The sequence below is a fragment of the Pectobacterium fontis genome, assembly GCF_000803215.1.
Classification (GTDB): Bacteria; Pseudomonadota; Gammaproteobacteria; order Enterobacterales; family Enterobacteriaceae; genus Pectobacterium; species Pectobacterium fontis.
The window spans coordinates 48,017-67,695 of the sequence record NZ_JSXC01000015.1; the positions used below are offsets into that span (position 1 = coordinate 48,017).

13 protein-coding genes and 1 riboswitch are annotated in these 19,679 nt (G+C 53.0%); of the genes, 3 read left to right on the forward strand and 10 right to left on the reverse strand.

Features of this window, described 5'->3' with window-relative positions:
• Positions 1-317: 317 nt before the first annotated feature.
• On the reverse strand, positions 318-884 hold the full coding sequence (efp, locus tag OI69_RS05405) for an elongation factor P (protein WP_039346992.1): 567 nt from the start codon (positions 882-884) through the stop codon (positions 318-320).
• Between the two features lie 41 nt (positions 885-925).
• Between efp and epmB the strand changes: the two genes are divergently transcribed.
• Complete coding sequence (epmB, locus tag OI69_RS05410) at positions 926-1,978, forward strand: EF-P beta-lysylation protein EpmB (RefSeq protein WP_039346994.1); 1,053 nt, start codon at positions 926-928, stop codon at positions 1,976-1,978.
• Between the two features lie 66 nt (positions 1,979-2,044).
• On the opposite strand, the gene OI69_RS05415 is transcribed toward epmB, so the two are convergent.
• Positions 2,045-2,389, reverse strand: a complete 345-nt coding sequence (locus OI69_RS05415; RefSeq protein ID WP_039346999.1) for a DUF4156 domain-containing protein — start codon at positions 2,387-2,389, stop codon at positions 2,045-2,047.
• Between the two features lie 43 nt (positions 2,390-2,432).
• Complete coding sequence (pgi, locus tag OI69_RS05420) at positions 2,433-4,082, reverse strand: glucose-6-phosphate isomerase (protein ID WP_039347002.1); 1,650 nt, start codon at positions 4,080-4,082, stop codon at positions 2,433-2,435.
• A 201-nt stretch (positions 4,083-4,283) separates the two neighbouring features.
• A riboswitch (Lysine riboswitch) is annotated at positions 4,284-4,476 on the forward strand.
• Between the two features lie 116 nt (positions 4,477-4,592).
• On the opposite strand from pgi, the gene lysC reads away from it, so the two are divergent.
• Positions 4,593-5,969 (forward strand): lysine-sensitive aspartokinase 3, encoded by a 1,377-nt coding sequence (lysC, locus tag OI69_RS05425; protein ID WP_039347006.1) that lies wholly within the window; start codon positions 4,593-4,595, stop codon positions 5,967-5,969.
• Between the two features lie 372 nt (positions 5,970-6,341).
• Here lysC and OI69_RS05430 read toward each other — a convergent pair whose 3' ends face one another.
• A complete protein-coding gene (locus OI69_RS05430; protein WP_039347026.1) occupies positions 6,342-7,988 on the reverse strand; it encodes a Na/Pi cotransporter family protein in 1,647 nt (548 codons plus the stop codon).
• Between the two features lie 104 nt (positions 7,989-8,092).
• The gene (gene metH, locus OI69_RS05435; protein WP_154715519.1) at positions 8,093-11,803 is read right to left on the reverse strand and encodes a methionine synthase; all 3,711 of its coding nucleotides are present in this window, start codon (positions 11,801-11,803) and stop codon (positions 8,093-8,095) included.
• Between the two features lie 167 nt (positions 11,804-11,970).
• Between metH and iclR the strand changes: the two genes are divergently transcribed.
• Positions 11,971-12,801, forward strand: coding sequence for a glyoxylate bypass operon transcriptional repressor IclR (iclR, locus tag OI69_RS05440; protein ID WP_039347029.1), 831 nt, complete (start codon positions 11,971-11,973; stop codon positions 12,799-12,801).
• Positions 12,802-13,096: 295 nt separating this feature from the next.
• Here iclR and aceK read toward each other — a convergent pair whose 3' ends face one another.
• The 5 genes from aceK to OI69_RS05465 all read right to left on the reverse strand — a co-directional run.
• On the reverse strand, positions 13,097-14,872 hold the full coding sequence (gene aceK, locus OI69_RS05445) for a bifunctional isocitrate dehydrogenase kinase/phosphatase (protein ID WP_039347032.1): 1,776 nt from the start codon (positions 14,870-14,872) through the stop codon (positions 13,097-13,099).
• A 49-nt stretch (positions 14,873-14,921) separates the two neighbouring features.
• The gene (aceA, locus tag OI69_RS05450; RefSeq protein ID WP_039347035.1) at positions 14,922-16,229 is read right to left on the reverse strand and encodes an isocitrate lyase; all 1,308 of its coding nucleotides are present in this window, start codon (positions 16,227-16,229) and stop codon (positions 14,922-14,924) included.
• Between the two features lie 31 nt (positions 16,230-16,260).
• A complete protein-coding gene (gene aceB, locus OI69_RS05455; RefSeq protein ID WP_039347038.1) occupies positions 16,261-17,859 on the reverse strand; it encodes a malate synthase A in 1,599 nt (532 codons plus the stop codon).
• Between the two features lie 286 nt (positions 17,860-18,145).
• On the reverse strand, positions 18,146-19,075 hold the full coding sequence (gene metA, locus OI69_RS05460; RefSeq protein WP_039347041.1) for a homoserine O-acetyltransferase MetA: 930 nt from the start codon (positions 19,073-19,075) through the stop codon (positions 18,146-18,148).
• A 132-nt stretch (positions 19,076-19,207) separates the two neighbouring features.
• Positions 19,208-19,679, reverse strand: a 472-nt coding sequence (locus OI69_RS05465; protein WP_154715520.1) for a YjaA family stress response protein, incomplete at its 5' end; no start/stop codon positions are given.

Here is a 19,679-nt window from a genome sequence, read left to right on the forward strand (position 1 = left end):
TCGGTTCCTTCTTTATGAGAATAGGATTTCAACGGTACGAAAGTGACTGCTTTTTAAGCGTAGCTAATTTTGATTGTTGTGGAGGATTTTTCGAATCAGGAACAAAAAAGAGAGGTAATCGTGAGGAAAAACGTGAATAAATGGATGAAAAAGGCCACCTTCCTAGAAAGCTACTGCTGTTCACTTAAGCGTGGATTTAGGGGGCAACACGGTGATGAGGTTCCCGTAGGGCTACCTCGCACCGTGGTCGCCCCCGGTATCTCGATTCTTAAACGATCGACATTAACCTTCCTGAAAAGCAGCCTTTTTTACAGGCATTACTTAACGCGTGATACGTATTCGCCAGAACGGGTGTCAACCTTGACCACTTCGCCGATCTGTACGAACAATGGCACTTTAACCACGGCGCCGGTGCTCAGCGTTGCCGGCTTACCACCCGTACCAGCAGTGTCGCCTTTCAGGCCCGGATCGGTATCGGTGATTTCAGCTTCAATGAAATTCGGTGGCAGAACAGTGATCGGGCGACCATCCCACAGCGTAACGATACATTCTGCATTATCCTGTAGCCATTTTGCAGCATCACCCACCGTCTTCCCTTCAACCTGATGCTGTTCAAATGTCTCAGGGTGCATGAAGTGGTAGAACTCGCCGTCGTTATACAGGTAGTTCATGTTGGTATCGACTACGTCTGCGCCTTCTGCGGAATCGGTAGATTTGAAGGTTTTCTCAACGCGAGAGCCGGTCAACAGGCGACGCATTTTTACACGAGCAAAAGCCTGGCCTTTACCCGGCTTCACAAATTCACTGGATTCGATGGCATACGGTTCGCCTTCGAACATGATTTTAAGACCGGAACGGAAATCGTTGCTAGAATAAGTCGCCATAAAGGCCCTCTACAATTTAATACTGGTACGAAGCCAAAAAAATGGCACACATTGTAACCCTAAATATACCTTCCAGAGAAGATTGGTTGCAGCAACTTGCAGACGTAATTACCGATCCTGATGAATTACTGCAACTTTTGGCACTGAACGATCACGCTAAACTCCGGCAAGGCAACGATGCACGCAGGCTTTTTGCGCTACGTGTACCGCGCGCCTTCGCCGCACGGATGCAAAAAGGTAATCCTGACGATCCGTTGCTGCAACAGGTATTGACCGCGCGCGAGGAGTTTATAGCCACGCCAGGCTTCACCCATGACCCGCTTGATGAACAACACAGCGTCGTTCCGGGGCTACTGCACAAATATCACAACCGCGCTCTGCTACTGGTTAAAGGCGGCTGTGCGGTAAATTGCCGCTACTGCTTCCGCCGCCATTTTCCGTATCAGGATAATCAGGGCAATAAAACAAACTGGCGTCAGGCGCTGGATTATATCCGTCAACATCCTGAACTGGATGAAATCATTTTTTCCGGCGGCGACCCGCTAATGGCCAAAGACCACGAGCTGGATTGGCTGATCACCGAGTTGGAACATATCCCGCATCTGAAACGCCTGCGTATTCACAGCCGCTTGCCGGTGGTGATCCCTGCCCGCATCACTGACGCACTGTGCGATCGCCTGTCCCGCAGTTCACTTCAGGTGCTGCTGGTGACGCATATTAACCACCCGCAGGAAATCGATCCTGATTTAACACAAAGTATGGCACGTTTGCGCCGCGCAGGCGTGACACTACTCAACCAAAGTGTACTGCTGCGCGGGGTGAATGACAGTGCAGAGACGCTCGCCCAACTAAGTAATGCGTTATTTGACGCTGGTATTCTGCCTTACTACCTGCACGTACTCGATAAAGTTCAGGGTGCCGCACATTTTCTGGTGGATGACAACGAGGCGCGCGTGCTGGTTCAAGCACTGCTCAAGAAAGTATCCGGCTATCTGGTGCCACGTCTGGCACGGGAAATCGGGGGAGAAGCCAGCAAGACACCGCTGGATTTAGGGATGAAACAGCATCAGGACGACGCCGAACCACTACGGTGAGTAATCTATTGGGAAAACAATCAGGTGAGAGCAGGTTTCCCCACTCTCACCCCGTTTTTCTTTAGCTTAAGGACACTTATACACGCTGCCGTTCATCTTGCTGTCTAGCGGCGCAAAACTTGACCAGAACGTTTCACTCGGGCTGGTCGCGCCATAGATGGTATTGCCTCCCATCGCCGCCGCGTTATTACGCAGATCGTTCGCTGCACCGCGCATAGAACTGCCGTCGCCATGGTTGCCCGCCAGCCAGTTAGACTGGCTACCGCTGGCTTGTCCTAGTAACTGACATTCGCTTCCTGGCTTAGTATCCGTGAACGTGACAGCCTGCCCGGCGGCGCTGAGTTGGCTGGTGCTGCTGCACCCTGCCAGCAAAACGGCCGCGGATAGCCCCAACACAATACGAACCTGCATGTCTTCCTCCTTGCGATTGAAAAACCAAAGGGCACAGGCCCGATTAGTTACGCCACGCCTTGAAGCGGTTGATCAGCCCATTAGTGGAACTGTCATGGCTGTCGATCGTGCTGTCATTTTCCAGCTCTGGCAGAATACGATTCGCCAGTTGTTTCCCTAACTCCACGCCCCACTGATCGAACGTGAAGATGTTCAGGATTGCGCCTTGAGTAAAGATCTTGTGCTCATACAGTGCGATCAGCGCCCCCAGACTGTACGGCGTGATTTCGCGCAGCAGGATCGAGTTGGTCGGACGGTTGCCTTCAAACACCTTAAACGGTGCCACATGCTCCACGTCTTGCGCACGTTTGCCTGCGGCCGCAAATTCAGCTTCCACGACATCGCGGCTCTTGCCGAACGCCAGCGCTTCCGTCTGTGCAAAAAAGTTCGACAGCAGCTTGCTATGGTGATCGCTCAATGGGTTATGGCTGACAGCCGGCGCAATGAAATCACACGGAACCAGTTTGGTGCCCTGATGAATCAACTGATAGAACGCATGCTGACCGTTCGTACCCGGTTCCCCCCAGATAATCGGCCCGGTCTGGTAATCCACTGGATTGCCGTTGCGATCGACATATTTTCCGTTAGATTCCATATTCCCTTGCTGGAAATAGGCCGCGAAACGGTGCATGTATTGGTCATACGGCAGAATCGCTTCGGTTTCAGCACCAAAGAAATTGTTGTACCAAATACCGATCAGCGCCAGCAGCACAGGCAGGTTTTTCTCCGCTGGCGTGGAAGCAAAGTGCTTATCCATCGCGTGCGCACCGCTGAGCAATTTTTCAAAGTTCTCAAACCCTAAAGAGAGGATGATGGACAGCCCAATCGCCGACCACAGCGAGTAGCGCCCCCCCACCCAGTCCCAGAATTCGAACATGTTGTTGGTGTCGATGCCAAATTCGCCGACGGCTTTCGCGTTGGTGGACAGCGCGGCAAAATGCTTGGCGACATGTTTCTCGTCCTGCGCCGTTTTCAGGAACCAGTCGCGTGCGCTGTGCGCATTGGTCATGGTTTCCTGCGTGGTGAAGGTTTTTGACGCCACGAGGAACAGCGTAGTTTCCGGGTCCAGTGGCTTCAACGTTTCAGCAATATGGGTGCCGTCAACGTTGGAGACAAAATGCATGTTGAGGTGATTTTTATAAGGCTTCAGCGCTTCCGTCACCATGAACGGGCCGAGGTCGGAACCGCCGATACCGATGTTAACCACGTCCGTGATCGTTTTTCCGGTATAGCCTTTCCACTCGCCACCGATCACGCGCTCGCTGAAATCTTTCATCTTCGCCAGCACCGCGTTGACTTCCGGCATCACGTCCTTGCCATCCACCAGAATCGGCGTATTGCTGCGGTTACGCAGAGCAACGTGCAGCACCGCGCGGTCTTCTGTGCGGTTAATCTTCTCGCCCGCAAACATGGACTGAATCGCCGCAGACAGGTCGGTTTCCCGCGCCAGCGCGTGCAGTTTATCCATCGTTTCAGCCGTAATGCGGTTTTTGGCGTAATCCACCAGCATCAGATCGTCGAACGTGGCGGAAAAATGCGCGAAACGATCGCTATCCTGTGCAAACAGTTCGCTGATTTGCACGTCTTTCATCGCGTCAAAATGGGTTTGTAATGCCTGCCAGGCGGCAGTTTGGCGTGGATTGATATTTTTCATAATGCGACTTTCTCTCTAAGCATGAGTTCAAAGTGACTGAATCGATTGTATCCCTTAAAATCCCGATTGAGATCCCTTTTCTTGCTAAAAGCGGTTTATGACCCGTGGTTTACTGACAGCTTGTCGTTGACTGACAGATTGTTTATTGACAGAAACCGCATAACCCGTTATTTGTAACACCGTACTTGCACACTCGGTGTGCAAGCCAGAAGAGGCGCGTCGCCCAGGTAAGATATCGGAGGAACCGTAATCCGCTGATGATATCCGAGGGGGAGCGACGCCGAGATGGCGTGAAATACGGCTTTCACGCTATCGACCACAGAGGCTGAATCCTCTGGGTTGTCACCGGATTCGTCCTGATGGACGTTCAGCAAGGTGGAGCGCTTCTGGGTGTATCGTAGCGAATTTTCTACGCCTGCCCCCTACTTCTGCTCTCCCCCTGTGCCAAGGCTGATGAATGGAATGCTGTTGACAACAAACAGCTTACCCCCTGACACGAGGTTTTTAGATATGTCTGCAACTGAAGTATCCGCACACGCGAACCCTACCGTTATTGCCAAATTCGGCGGCACCAGCGTCGCGGATTTTGACGCCATGAATCGCAGCGCCGATGTGGTGTTATCTAATCCCAATGTACGCGTTGTGGTGCTGTCGGCCTCCGCGGGGATCACCAATTTACTGGTCGCACTCGCCGAAGGTCAGACGCCGGAAGCGCGTGCTGACAAGCTGGCGAAAATCCGCCAGATTCAATATGCCATCATCGACAAGCTCACCAATCAAAGCGTGATTCGCGATGAGATTGACCGCATGCTGGACAATGTTACCACGCTGTCTGAAGCCGCCGCGCTCGCCACATCGAACGCATTGACCGATGAATTGGTCAGCCACGGCGAGCTGATGTCTACCCTGCTGTTTGTCGAAATTCTGCGTCAGCGCGATGTGGTGGCAGAGTGGTTTGATGTGCGCAAAATCATGCGTACCGATGATAATTTTGGCCGCGCACAGCCGGACTGCGACATACTGGGTGAACTGACGCGCAGCCAGTTGCTGCCGCGCCTTGAACAAGGTCTGGTGATCACGCAGGGCTTTATTGGCAGTGAAGCGAAAGGCCGCACGACTACCTTGGGTCGCGGTGGTAGCGACTATACGGCGGCGCTGCTGGGCGAAGCGCTCAACGTCAGCCGCATTGACATCTGGACCGATGTTCCCGGCATCTACACCACCGACCCACGCGTGGTGCCGACGGCAAAACGCATCGATCAAATCATGTTTGAAGAAGCCGCCGAAATGGCGACATTCGGGGCGAAAGTCCTGCACCCTGCCACGCTGCTGCCGGCAGTGCGTAGCGATATTCCGGTGTTCGTCGGCTCTAGCAAAGATCCCGCCGCTGGCGGTACGCTGGTGTGCAATAAAACGGAAAACCCGCCGCTGTTCCGCGCTCTGGCGTTGCGTCGTAAACAAACGCTGCTCACCCTGTATAGCCTGAACATGCTGCACGCGCGCGGCTTTCTGGCTGAGGTGTTCAGTATTCTGGCACGTCACAACATCTCCGTTGACCTGATCACTACATCAGAAGTCAACGTGGCCCTGACGCTCGACACCACTGGCTCCACCTCAACAGGCGACAGCCTGCTGTCGAGCGCCCTGCTGACCGAGTTGTCATCGCTGTGTCGCGTTGAAGTGGAAGAGAATCTGTCTTTGGTCGCGCTGATCGGCAATAAGCTGTCTCAGGCCTGTGGCGTTGGGAAAGAAGTATTTGGCGTGCTGGAACCGTTCCGTATTCGCCTGATCTGCTACGGCGCCAGCAGCAACAACCTGTGCTTCCTGGTGCCAGGTGATGACGCCGAGCGGGTGGTACAGACGCTACACCGCAGCCTGTTCGAGTAAGTTCTCGCTCTGCACGCTGCCTCTTATACACAAATGCAGAAGCATCGTGGGTTTTGCGATTATCCGGCGTAAAAAATTATGCAGCGGTGGGCTTGACCGCCGAGTGAGCGACAGGACGTCGCGAAAGCCAGTGCCGCGTAGGGAACGCGTCACTGGCGGCTCGACTAGCGGTCAGGTACACCGCTGGAACCGCGCCAGCGGCATAATTTCCGCCAAAAGCCTTGGGGTCATGGGGCGAGCGGCGCCTGAGCCGCCCCATGTCGGGCGCGTGCTACGACGTAGCATGAAAATAACGATGTTATCGCGCACGAAACTATCTCTCAGTCAGCATAAAAGTAGACTGCTATATCCAGTGAAACCCCACAAAGGGAATCATAGCGTCAGCGGTGATTCTTCGCGTTCTTCATCCCCATCTTGCTGCACAATCAAGACGTTATATGCCACCGCGCAGAACAGGGAATTCAGTCGGTTCATATCACCAAGCAGACCCAGATGAAGCGAACTGGTTTCCAGACTCTGCACATTATGTTGATGTAAGCGGTCGACATGCGCATGTGCATAACGGCGGTTCATAATGCGGAAGCGATGTTTGGCACGACGCAGACGTTTCGCGCTGGTGACATCTTCCGACAGGAAAACCGACAGCCCCAGACGCAGATTCGCCAGCAGTTGTTCATGCAGGTGATTCAACTCTTCCAGCCCCTGAGCGGAAAATGCCATACGTACGCCGGAGGAATGATTAGCAATGTCATCGGCCATACGTTCGATAATATCTCCCGCCTGTTCCAGATTCAGCGCCACTTCAATCACTTCCGCCCAGCGCCGGGAATCCCGCTCATCCAGGCCGTCTTTCTGAATCTGCGCCAGATAGAGCTTAATCGCGGTATACAGAATATCGACATCATCATCCAGCCGCCGAATTTCCCGCCGCTGCATATGGTCGCCCTGCAAGACCTCGCGGTACAAACGCAGCATCTGCTCCAACACATCGCCAATGCGCAGCGTTTCCCGTGCGGCATTGGTTAATGCCAGCGCTGGCGTATCCAGCGAACTGCTATCCAGATGACGCGGTTTCATCTGGAGATCAACCTGCGGTGAATCCGCGATCATCGCACAGGACAGGCGTGCCACCACGCCGGTAAGCGGAATCAGCAGCAGACAACGAATCAGGTTATAGAACAGGTGGAAATAAATCACCAGCTCTTCGTCCTCCAGCGGAATGTGTGTCAGCCAGCGCGATAGTGGTTCAACCATTGGCAGCACCGCCAAACAGCCTATCAGCTTGAACAGCATACTGCCGAGTGCAACGCGTCGGCCTGCCGCATTCTGCGTCGAGGTACTCATCATCGTCAGCAATCCACTGCCCAGATTGGCGCCAATGACCAGACACATCGCCACCTCCAGCGAGATCACGCCGCTTGCCGTCAGCGTTGCCGTCAGCAACACCGCCGCCAGACTGGAATAAGTGATCACCGCGAACAGCGCGCCCGCCAGCGCATCCAGCATGACGTCGCCCGTCAATGAAGAGAACAGTACCTTCACGCCCGACGTTTGCGTAATCGGCGCGGCGGCGATGACGATCATTTCCAGCGCCAGCAAAATCAGCCCTAGCCCAATCGCCACACGGCCAATCTGGCCCACCCGCGTCTGCTTACGGCTGAGGAAAAATATCACGCCCAGGAAAATCAATAGCGGAGAGAGCCAGGAGAGATCGAACGTCAGGATACGCACCATCAGTGCCGTACCCACATCCGCGCCGAGAATAATCACCAGCGCAGGAGTTAATGCCACCAGCCCCTGAGCAACAAAAGAGGTCGTCAGTAAGGCGGTCGCATTGCTGCTCTGCACCAGCGCAGTGACGCCAATGCCAGCCATAAAAGCCAACGGTTTTTTCTCAACGCTATCGCTGAGCACCCGCCGTAGCTGGGTGCCATAAACCCGCATGATACCAGTGCGAACAATGTGAGTGCCCCACACCAGTAACGCAATCGCAGAGAGGAGATTTAGCAGTGTTAACAAAAAGTCCGGCCTCCGGTTAAACAGTATAATGATGAGATAACGAACAGTTATCTTACCAGAGGTAGTACCATTTTATTAGGTGCCCCAAATGGGTCATCTTCGACTTAATCCGCATCATAGCCGAGGTTTGGCGCTAACCAGCGCTCCACTTCACTCACATCCATGCCTTTGCGTAGTGCGTAATCCTCCGCCTGATCGCGCTGGATTTGTGCGACGGCGAAATATTTGCTGTCGGGGTGGCTAAAGTACCAGCCGGATACCGATGCGCCCGGCCACATGGCGTAAGATTCCGTGAGCTTCATGCCGGTATGTTTTTCCACATCCAGCAGTTGCCAGATTTGCGCTTTCTCGGTGTGATCCGGGCAGGCCGGATAACCCGGCGCAGGACGAATCCCCTGATAATTTTCGCGGATCAGCAGTTCATTACTCAGGTTTTCATTCGGCGCATAGCCCCAGTACACCTTACGCACGCGTTCATGCAGATATTCCGCAAAGGCTTCCGCCAGGCGATCCGAGATCGCCTTCACCATGATCTTGTTATAATCATCATGTTGAGCTTCCCACAGATCGGCCAGCGTATCCTCTTCCAGCCCGCCAGTGACCGCGAAAGCACCGAGATAATCCGGCTTACCACAGGATTTCGGTGCCACAAAATCGGACAAACAGTAGTTCGGAAAATCGGTTTTTTCCGTCTGTTGGCGCAGGTGATGACTGACAGCCAGCACCGTTTCGCGCCGTTCATCGGTATACATCACCACGTCATCCCCCACGCGGTTCGCCGGGAATAAGCCCACCACGCCACGAGGATTCAGCGCACCGCGCGCGGATAAGTCATCCAACATCGCGTTGGCATCGGCAAACAGACGTTTAGCCTCTTCTCCCACGACCTCATCTTCCAGAATACGGGGATATTTCCCCGCCAGCGACCAGGTCATAAAGAACGGTGTCCAGTCGATGTAGTTGCGCAACGTTTCAATACTGACCGTCACGGCCTGCACGCCCAGACGATGCGCCACCGGCGGCGTGTAGTTTTCCCAATCCAGATCCGAGGCGTTAGCGCGCGCCGCTTCCAACGTCACGGGCGGCGTTCGCGGTTTTTTACGTGCATGCTGAATACGCACGGTTTCGTACTCTTTGCGGGTACGCGCAACGAAGTCGTCATATTGTGCGCCGGACAAGAGCGCCGACACCACGCCAACAGAGCGTGAGGCGTTCTGCACGTAAACCGTCGGGCCGCTGTAGTTCTGCTCAATCTTCACGGCGGTGTGCGCTTTAGAGGTCGTCGCGCCACCAATCAGCAGCGGCAGCGTAAAGCCCTGACGCTCCATCTCTTTCGCCACGTTGACCATTTCATCCAGCGACGGCGTAATCAGCCCAGACAGCCCGATGATGTCAACATTCTCTTCACGCGCGGTCTTCAGGATCTTATCCGTCGGCACCATCACGCCCAGATCGATAATTTCGTAGTTATTACATTGCAGCACCACACCGACGATATTCTTGCCGATATCGTGGACGTCACCTTTTACCGTCGCCAGTAGGATTTTCCCAGCGGATGAGCCTTTGGCTTTGCTGGCTTCAATGTAGGGCTGAAGATAGGCCACCGCCTGTTTCATCACGCGGGCCGATTTCACCACCTGCGGCAAAAACATTTTCCCTGCGCCAAACAGATCGCCAACCACGTTCATGCCGTCCATCAGCGGGCCTTCGATCACCTCAATAGGTCGCGCTGCCTGCTGGCGCGCTTCTTCGGTGTCCAGCTCGATAAATTCGGTAATACCTTTAACCAGCGAATACTCCAGACGCTTCTTCACATCCCAGCCACGCCACTCCGCCTGCGTTTTGCTGCCTTCCTCTTCCGTTTTAGTGCCGCGATATTTTTCCGCCAGTTCGAGCATACGTTCAGTGGCATCGCTGCGCCGGTTCAGGATCACATCCTCAACCGCCTCACGCAGCTCAGCGGGAAGATCGTCATAGATCGCCAGTTGGCTGGCATTCACGATCCCCATATCCATCCCATTGCGGATCGCGTAATACAGGAAGACGGCGTGGATCGCCTCACGCACCAGATCGTTACCACGGAATGAGAAGGACACGTTAGACACGCCGCCGGAGATCATCGCATGTGGCAACTGCGCCTTGATATCTGCACAGGCCTCGATGAAATCCACTGCGTAGTTGTTGTGCTCCTCGATCCCCGTTGCCACAGCGAAAATGTTCGGATCAAAAATGATGTCTTCCGGTGGGAAGCCGACTTCTTCTGTCAGGATGCAGTACGCCCGGCGACAAATTTCAATTTTTCGCGCACGAGTATCCGCCTGACCGACTTCATCAAACGCCATGACGACCACGGCTGCGCCATAACGCCGTACTAGTTTGGCATGGTGAACAAAGGCTTCAACGCCTTCCTTCATGGAGATCGAGTTAACAATGCCTTTGCCCTGAATGCATTTCAGCCCTTTCTCGACCACGTCCCATTTTGAGGAGTCGATCATGATCGGTACTCGGGCAATATCAGGCTCGCCCGCGATAAGATTCAGAAAGCGGATCATCGCCGCTTCCGCATCCAGCATGCCTTCATCCATGTTGATATCGATGATCTGCGCGCCGCTTTCCACCTGCTGGCGGGCGACATCCAGCGCTTCGTTGTATTTCTCTTCTTTGATCAGACGTTTAAACCGCGCCGAACCGGTAACGTTCGTCCGTTCCCCCACGTTAACAAACAGGGTATTGGCATCGATATTCAACGGTTCCAGACCAGATAAGCGGCAGGCAACCGCAATCTCAGGCAGCTTACGTGGCGGCACGCCTTCCACCACTTTCGCCATCGCGGCAATATGTGCGGGCGTCGATCCACAGCAGCCACCGACGATATTCAGAAAACCGGCGCGCGCCCATTCGCCGATATGTTGCGCCATATCAGCCGGATCCAGATCGTACTCGCCGAAAGCGTTGGGGAGACCAGCGTTCGGGTGTGCGCTCACATAGCATTCTGAAATACGCGATAGCTCGGCGACATACTGACGCAGTTCATCCGGCCCCAGCGCACAGTTCAGGCCGAAGGACAGCGGGCGGGAATGACGCAGAGCGTTGTAAAAAGCTTCCGTGGTTTGGCCGGATAATGTGCGCCCTGAGGCATCCGTGATCGTACCGGAAATCATCACCGGTAGGACGATCCCTAACGCCTCAAATTCACTTTCGACGGCGAAAATCGCCGCTTTGGCATTTAATGTATCGAAAATGGTTTCGATCATGATCAGATCGACGCCACCAGCGATCAAGGCGCGTGTCGATTCGCGATAGGCTTCCACCAGTTGATCAAAACTGACGTTACGAAACGCCGGATCGTTAACATCAGGAGAGATCGATGCGGTACGGTTCGTCGGGCCGAGCACGCCAGCAACATAGCGCGGCTTATCCGGCGTTAGCGCCGTCCATTTATCCGCACTGGCACGCGCCAACTGGGCAGCGACGGTATTGATTTCCGCCGACAGCGCTTCCATATCATAATCCGCCATCGCAATGGTGGTCGCGTTGAAGGTATTGGTTTCGAGAATGTCGGCACCGGCTTCCAGATAGGCATCGTGGATTTCACCGATCACCTGCGGTTTGGTAAGCACCAGTAGATCGTTATTGCCTTTTACATCGCTCGGCCAGTCAGCAAAGCGCTCGCCGCGATAATCTGCTTCCTGAAGGCGATACCCCTGGATCATGGTTCCCATTCCACCATCCAGTACCATAATGCGTTGCGCCAATTGACGCCGCAATTCATCTACCCGATTACTCACGCGAACCCCATCCCGGCCAATAACCATTTATATCGTTATGGCCTCTATCCTAGCATAAGTTACAGGGGCGCTAACGCAGCGTATCATGAGACTTTTTCAGATCATTTGCCGATAAAAGCGTGGAGAAAGAAGAGTTGCATTCTGTGGCAAAAAAACGAAAATTAATTCCATTATCCTAAAAAGGAATCGATGTTATGACGCCACCAGAACCAGCCAAACGCGGGAAAAAGCCCAAAGCCAGCACGGGCACCGCCGCGCAGCCGACCGGACAGGTTCAGTCGCTGACTCGTGGCCTGACGCTGCTGGAATATATCGCCAAAGCAAATGGCAGCGTGGCGCTAACCGATCTCGCTCAGCAAGCGGGTTTACCCAATTCCACCACCCACCGCCTGCTTACCACCATGCAACAGCAGGGCTTCGTACGGCAGGTCGGCGATTTGGGACTGTGGACGATTGGCTCACACGCCTTTATCGTCGGCAGTAGCTTTCTGCAAAGCCGCAACCTGCTGGCGATTGTGCATCCGATACTTCGCAAGTTGATGGAAGACTCGGGCGAAACCGTCAATCTGGCCGTGCTCGATCAGACCGACATTCAGGCGATCATCATCGATCAGGTGCAATGCACGGCGCTGATGCGCATGTCTGCCCCCATCGGCGGTAAGTTACCGATGCATGCTTCCGGTGCCGGGAAAGCGTTTCTGGCACATTTGCCCGATGTGCAGGTCACGCAACTGCTGCATAAGAAAGGGCTGCATGGCTACACGCCACATACGTTCAGCTCGCCACAAATCCTGAAGGAGAATCTGTCACTGATTCGCAAACAGGGCTATTCGTTCGATGATGAAGAACACGCGCTGGGACTGCGTTGTATCGCCGCCTGTATTCTGGATGAACACCATGAAGCCTTCGCCGCCATTTCCATCTCCGGCCCCGTGTCGCGCATCACGGACGATCGCGTCACAGAACTCGGCGCGCTGGTGATCAAAGCCGCCAAGCAGGTGATGCAGGAATACAGCGGGTTATAGCAAGATATACTCTCATCAGCTCTTTTAGGCTTATATTTATGCAAACCACGGGAAAATTTCGTGCGCGATAATACCGTCATTTTCATGCTACTCCGTAGCACGCGCCCGACACGGGACGGCTCAAACGCCGCTCGCCCCGTGACCCCAGGCTTTCGGCGGAAATTATGCCGCTGACGCGGTGCCTTCGTCGCTATCAAGCTTAACGGACCGCTTGCGACACGTTCCCTACGTGGCGCAAGCTTGAGCCGCGTCCATGCGGCTCATCCTAAGCCTGCTATCTCCTCAGCATAATTTTTTACGCCGGATCACGGCAAAGGCCAGAATCATTCTCAGTATTGATGTATAAAGGTTCGGTGCGCTGGCTAAAGCGCTTGCGCCGCCGGTAGGCATACACATCCTCAATGTGCCCTTCCCTGATGCGCTGCTGTAATGCCCGCCAGTAATCCGCGCAAAACAGATCGCCGTGCAACTCCTCAAACAGCGTACGAATATGATGGTCGCTACACAGGAAATGGGGAAACTCTTCGGGAAAGACATCATTCGGCGCAACGCTGTACCACGGTTCAGCGGCCAGTTCGTCCTCCGGGTGACGCGGCGGCGGAATCTTGCGGAAATTCACTTCGGTCATATAACAGATTTCGTCGTAGTCATAAAACACGACCCGCCCATGACGGGTGACGCCGAAATTCTTGAATAGCATGTCGCCGGGGAAAATATTTGCCGCCGCCAACTGCTTGATAGCGTTACCGTACTCCTCAATGACATCATGCAGTTGCTGTGCGTTTGCCTGTTCCAGATAGAGATTCAGCGGCGTCATCCGGCGCTCCATGTACAAATGTCGGATTACTAGTTGGTCGCCCAGATCCTCCAGCTTTTCCGGCACTTCCCGCCAAAGCTCATCCAACAGTTCCGGGCTGATGCGATGTTTATCGATAACGAAGTTTTCATATTCCTGCGTATCCGCCATGCGTCCAACGCGGTCGTGTTCTTTCACTAATTGATAGCATGCCATAACCCGATCCGCACTCACCTCTTTCTGCGGCGCAAAGCGATCCTTAATGACTTTAAATACGCGATCGAAAGAAGGCAGTGTAAACACCAGCATCACCATGCCTTTCACGCCGGGGGCGATAATGAATTGCTCTTGCGATGTCGCCATGTAATGCAGGTATTCGCGGTAATACTCGGTTTTACTGTGCTTCTGGCAGCCGATGGCCAGATAGAGTTCCGCCGTTGTCTTCCCCGGTAGAATATCTCGTAGCCAAGCGACCAGCGCAGACGGCAGCGGGGCATACACCATGAAGTAAGAGCGAGCAAAACCGAACACGATGCTGGCATCTGCCTGGCTGGTCAGGCAGGTATCAATAAATAATGCCCCGCGTTCATTGTGATGAATCGGCAACAGGAACGGAAAAATACCGTCAGGAAGCGACAGCTTGCCCACCAGCCAGGCCGCTTTGTTACGATAAAACAGCTCATTCGCCACCTGTAACGTCGCCTGCGTAAGCTGCTCTGCCGAAAATGTGCGCTGTAAATATGCCATGATATAGGCAATATCCCGTGGCAAATCCTCCCACGGTAAACGCAGCGGTACATCACCCAGCACCTTTTCCAGCATGTTCTGCCAACCGCTGTGCGCCATAAAGGTTCTGGCGATCGGTCGGGGAATTTCGCGAAAACGCTGTTCAGGCTGGGAACTGAAAACAAACAGTTTATCGGGCGTCAGTTCCCGATGATTCAACAGCCGACAATAGACGGAATTAAAGAAGCTTTCCGCAATCTCAAAACGGGGATAATCCGGTAGTAAGCGGGTGTAGATATGCTTCACTCGCGCCAGAAAATCCGCATCATCGCAGCGAATACCTGTAATACAGCGTAACTGTTCAACCACCAACCCCACATGATGATCGTATAGGTGAATACGCTGCTTCATTGCCTGCTGCACCGCGGGCCAATCAGCCTGTTCAAAGCGCTGCTGCGCCCCCGCGGTCACTTCGAGAAAACGTCCATATTGCGCATCAAATCCTTGCAGGATCGTCTGCGCCACCAGCTTTTCAAGGTCACGCGTCATCATGCTCTCCAGATGAAACCCGACCAGCCTGACGCTGGCCGGATTAGGATCAGAACTGCTGTTCTTCCGTCGATCCCGTTAGCGCCGTCACTGAAGATTCCCCCCCCTGAATGATGTTTGTCACCTTATCGAAATAGCCAGTCCCCACCTCCTGCTGATGCGAAGAGAAGGTATAACCATCTTTAATCGCTTCGAACTCAGGCTGCTGCACTTTTTCTACATAGTGCTTCATACCCTCGCCCTGTGCGTAGGCATGTGCCAGATCAAACATGTTGAACCACATGCTGTGGATGCCAGCTAACGTAATGAATTGATACTTGTAGCCCATCGCCGACAGCTCATCCTGAAAACGCGCAATCGTGCTGTCATCCAGATTCTTCTTCCAGTTAAAGGAAGGTGAACAGTTGTACGCCAGCAGCTTGCCAGGGAACTTCGCGTGGATAGCGTCGGCAAACCGACGCGCCAGCGATAGGTCTGGCGTTGAGGTTTCGCACCACACCAGATCGGCATAAGGTGCGTAGGCCAACCCGCGGCTAATCGCCTGTTCAATCCCGGCACGGGTGCGATAGAAGCCTTCCACCGTGCGTTCTCCGGTGATGAAATCACGGTCATATTCATCGCAGTCGGAAGTCAGTAAATCCGCCGCATCCGCATCGGTTCGCGCAACCAGCAAAGTGGGCACCCCCAACACATCCGCCGCCAGACGCGCCGCCACCAGCTTCTGAACCGCTTCCTGAGTGGGAACCAGTACTTTGCCCCCCATGTGTCCACATTTTTTCGCCGATGCCAGTTGATCCTCAAAGTGAACCGCCGCCGCACCCGCTTCAATCATCGATTTCATCAACTCAAACGCATTCAGCACGCCGCCAAACCCCGCCTCCGCATCTGCCACAATCGGCAGGAAGTAGTCGGTATAGCGCTTATCACCCGGTTCAATGTGGTTCGCCCACTGAATTTGATCGGCGCGCCGGAAAGTATTATTGATACGTTCGATCACCGCTGGCACTGAATTCGCCGGATAGAGCGACTGATCGGGATACATGCTGGACGCCAGATTGGCATCCGCCGCAACCTGCCAGCCGGACAGATAAATCGCTTCAATGCCGGCTTTCGCCTGCTGTAACGCCTGCCCACCGGTCAGTGCCCCCAGACAATTCACATAGCCTTTGCGGGCATCGCCATGCAGCAGGTTCCACAGTTTCGCCGCCCCTAACTGCGCGAGCGTGCATTCCGGGTTCACTGAACCCCGTAAATTAATCACATCTTCTGCGCTGTAGGGGCGCGTAATGCCTGTCCAGCGGGCAGTTTTCCACTCTTTTTCAATATGCTGGACTTGTTGGGTACGAGAGGTCGTCATAGCAAAGGTTCCTTTTTCTTATCAGCCAGAATTAATCAAGCAGCGCGTAGCCGGGTAACGTCAGGAAGTCGATCAGCTCATCTTGCGTGGTGATTTGCTCCATCAGTCGGGCAGCGTCATCAAAACGTCCTCCGCTAAAACGGGCATCACCCAACTCCTCCTGAATGACAAACATCTCTTCAGCCAGCATCTGACGGAACAACGCTTTGGTGATCACGCGACCATCGCTCAAGGTCTTGCCGTGGCGGATCCACTGCCAAATTGAAGTACGAGAGATTTCAGCCGTCGCGGCGTCTTCCATCAGCCCATAAATCGGGACACAGCCATTACCGGATATCCATGCTTCGATGTACTGCACCGCAACGCGGATATTCGCGCGCATCCCTACCTCGGTACGTTCTCCTGGGCAAGGCTCCAGCAACGCCTCAGCGCGAATGGGCGCATCGTGTTCACGGCAGATATCAAGCTGGTTTTTGCGTTCACCTAACGCCCGATCGAACACCTCCATCACGGCATCTGCCAGCCCCGGATGGGCTACCCAAGTGCCATCGTGGCCATTACTCGCCTCCAGTTCCTTGTCCTTACGAACCTTATCCAAGACCCAGTGATTACGTTCAGCATCCTTACTCGGAATGAAAGCGGCCATTCCCCCCATCGCGAATGCGCCACGACGATGGCAGGTCTTGATCAGCAGCCGTGAATAAGCACTAAGAAAAGGTTTGTCCATCGTCACCGACTGACGATCGGGCAGAACGCGATCGCTATGATCCTTTAATGTTTTGATATAGCTGAAGATATAGTCCCAGCGGCCGCAGTTTAGCCCAACAATATGATCGCGCAGGTGATAGAGGATCTCATCCATCTGGAACACGGCGGGCAGTGTTTCAATCAACACCGTAGCTTTGATCGTGCCACGCGGCAGATCAAAGCGATCCTCCGTATAGCAGAACACATCGTTCCACCACGCCGCTTCCTGCCATGATTGTGTTTTTGGCAGATAAAAATAAGGACCGCTCCCTTTTTTCAGCAACTCACGATAGTTATGGAAAAAATACAGCGCAAAATCGAACAGGCTTCCGGGAATCGCTTCCCCCTGCCAGGACACATGTTTTTCCGGCAGGTGCAAACCGCGCACGCGACAAATGAGTACGGCTGGATTAGGCTTCAACTGGTAGATTTTGCCTGTTTCATTAATGTAGGAAATCGTACCGCGCACGGCGTCACGTAAGTTGATTTGCCCGTCGATCACCTTTTCCCATCCTGGAGACAGGGAATCCTCAAAATCAGCCATGAACACCTTCACATTGGCATTCAATGCATTGATTACCATCTTGCGTTCGACCGGCCCCGTAATTTCAACGCGGCGATCTTGGAGGTCATCGGGAATACCACGTATTACCCATGATTCTTCACGAATGGAAGCTGTTTCTGAAATAAAATCAGGCAGCTTACCCTGATCGATATTACGCTGTTGTACTTGCCGTTCGGCGAGTAATTGATTACGTGCCGGGGTGAAATGTGCGACCAGTTCCGTTAAGAAATCAATCGCTTCCTCGGTAAGAATTTGCTTCTCACCTTCGCCAAAACGCTGACTAAACGCCAATTCTCTATTTATCGTCTGCTGCATCATTCGTGGTTCCTTTTCAGATTCCGCTTCATTCATCAACAACCGCCAAATCGGCAAACCAGTATGTACATTTCTTAGCCGACAGAATTAAGCCTAATACAATAAAAATTAAAATCAAAAACAATTTCCATTTTTATAAAATTTAAGTCATAACCCTATAATAAGAATGAAGATTAAAATTTAAAAGGAAGAGAAATGGATTTCACCAAAGGATGAGAATAGAAAAATTCAGCAGAAAAAAGAAAGGCACCCTTAAAAGGTGCCTAAAAAAGAAAAGAATCAGGGTTGGTTAGTCCAGCGTAGGATTCATCTGGCGTAAATCGTAAGGCGTGATCTGGTAAACATAGTAATTCAGCCAGTTGACAAAAAGTAGATGGCCATGGCTACGCCAACTCGCTTTCGGCGCCAATTCAGGATTGTCATCCGGGAAATAGTTAACCGGAACGATCGGATCCAGTCCTGCATCACAATCACGGAAAAACTCTCCCGCTAGCGTCAGAGCATCATACTCTGGGTGCCCGGTAACAAACGCCAGACGTTTATCTTTACTGGCAAACAGGTAGGCACCAGCCTGCTCCGACTCAACCAGAATATCCAAATCGGTATGCTGGCGAATCACGTCAACGGGAAAATCGGCATAGCGTGAATGTGGCGCCAGGAACGTTTCATCAAAGCCTCGGGTCAGCAACGCATGGGGTTGTAAGGTTTGATGCGAATAAACGCCAGATAGCTTCTCCTTACGGGTCATTTTGGGAATGCCGTAGAGGATATTGAGAGCCGCCTGTACAGCCCAACACACAAATAATGTGGAGGTAACATGCTCTTTTGCCCACTCAATGACACGCGCGATCTGTGGCCAATACACAACATCGCAAAAATCGACCAGTCCCAACGGCGCGCCGGTCACAATCAGGCCATCAAAATTTTCGTCCTGAATATCGTCGAAATCACAGTAGAAGTTATTCAAATGCTCGGTTGGCGTATTCTTTGATTCACGGCTATCGATACGTAGCAACTGAATATCGATCTGTAAGGGCGAATTGGATAACAGGCGCAGAAACTGGTTTTCAGTCTCGATCTTTTTAGGCATCAGGTTCAGAACCAGCACTTTAAGTGGACGAATTTCCTGAGTTTTAGCACGCGAGGACGTCATGACAAAGACGTTCTCATTACGCAGAAAATTAACGGCTGGTAACTCATCAGGAACCCGAATTGGCATAACCTTATATCCTCAAAGCATACGTTTAAACGTTTAGACATCCAGATGCCCGAAGATAGCGAGTTTTTATACTAATGTCGAGTGATCAGCGCATAAGGTGAAAATGTTTCACGAAACACACGATTCATATAATCAGGACTGCTGCTGAATACGTTTCAGCGCATCAGAATCACTCAGAGGGACAGTGCTAGAAATAACAATGAGTTTGGATTTACGACAGCTCATGACCGTGATCTCCTGAAGTATGCGTTCCTCCACCGGAGAAAGCCCACCTTCATTCATTTCCAAAGCGTGGATCAGCAAAGTCGTATTACTGAACCAGTTACGCCAATCGAAAGGAGTAACCTGACGGATAGCCCCTCGCAGCGCCTCAGAAGCAGCCATAAAATCAGCGACCAAAATCCTATTGTTGCTAAATGCACTCAGCATGGAAGCCTCACGCTGAGTGGCAAGATTGCGTGCTGTAATTTGATTTTTACGGATTTGGATATAAAGATTCACAATGAGTCTTCCTGACTGTTTTGTCTTCCTGAAAACGCACACAGCAAAAGTCCCCTGTCTTTCGACAGGGGCTTTCCACTTGTCTGGCAGTTGTATGCCGGGC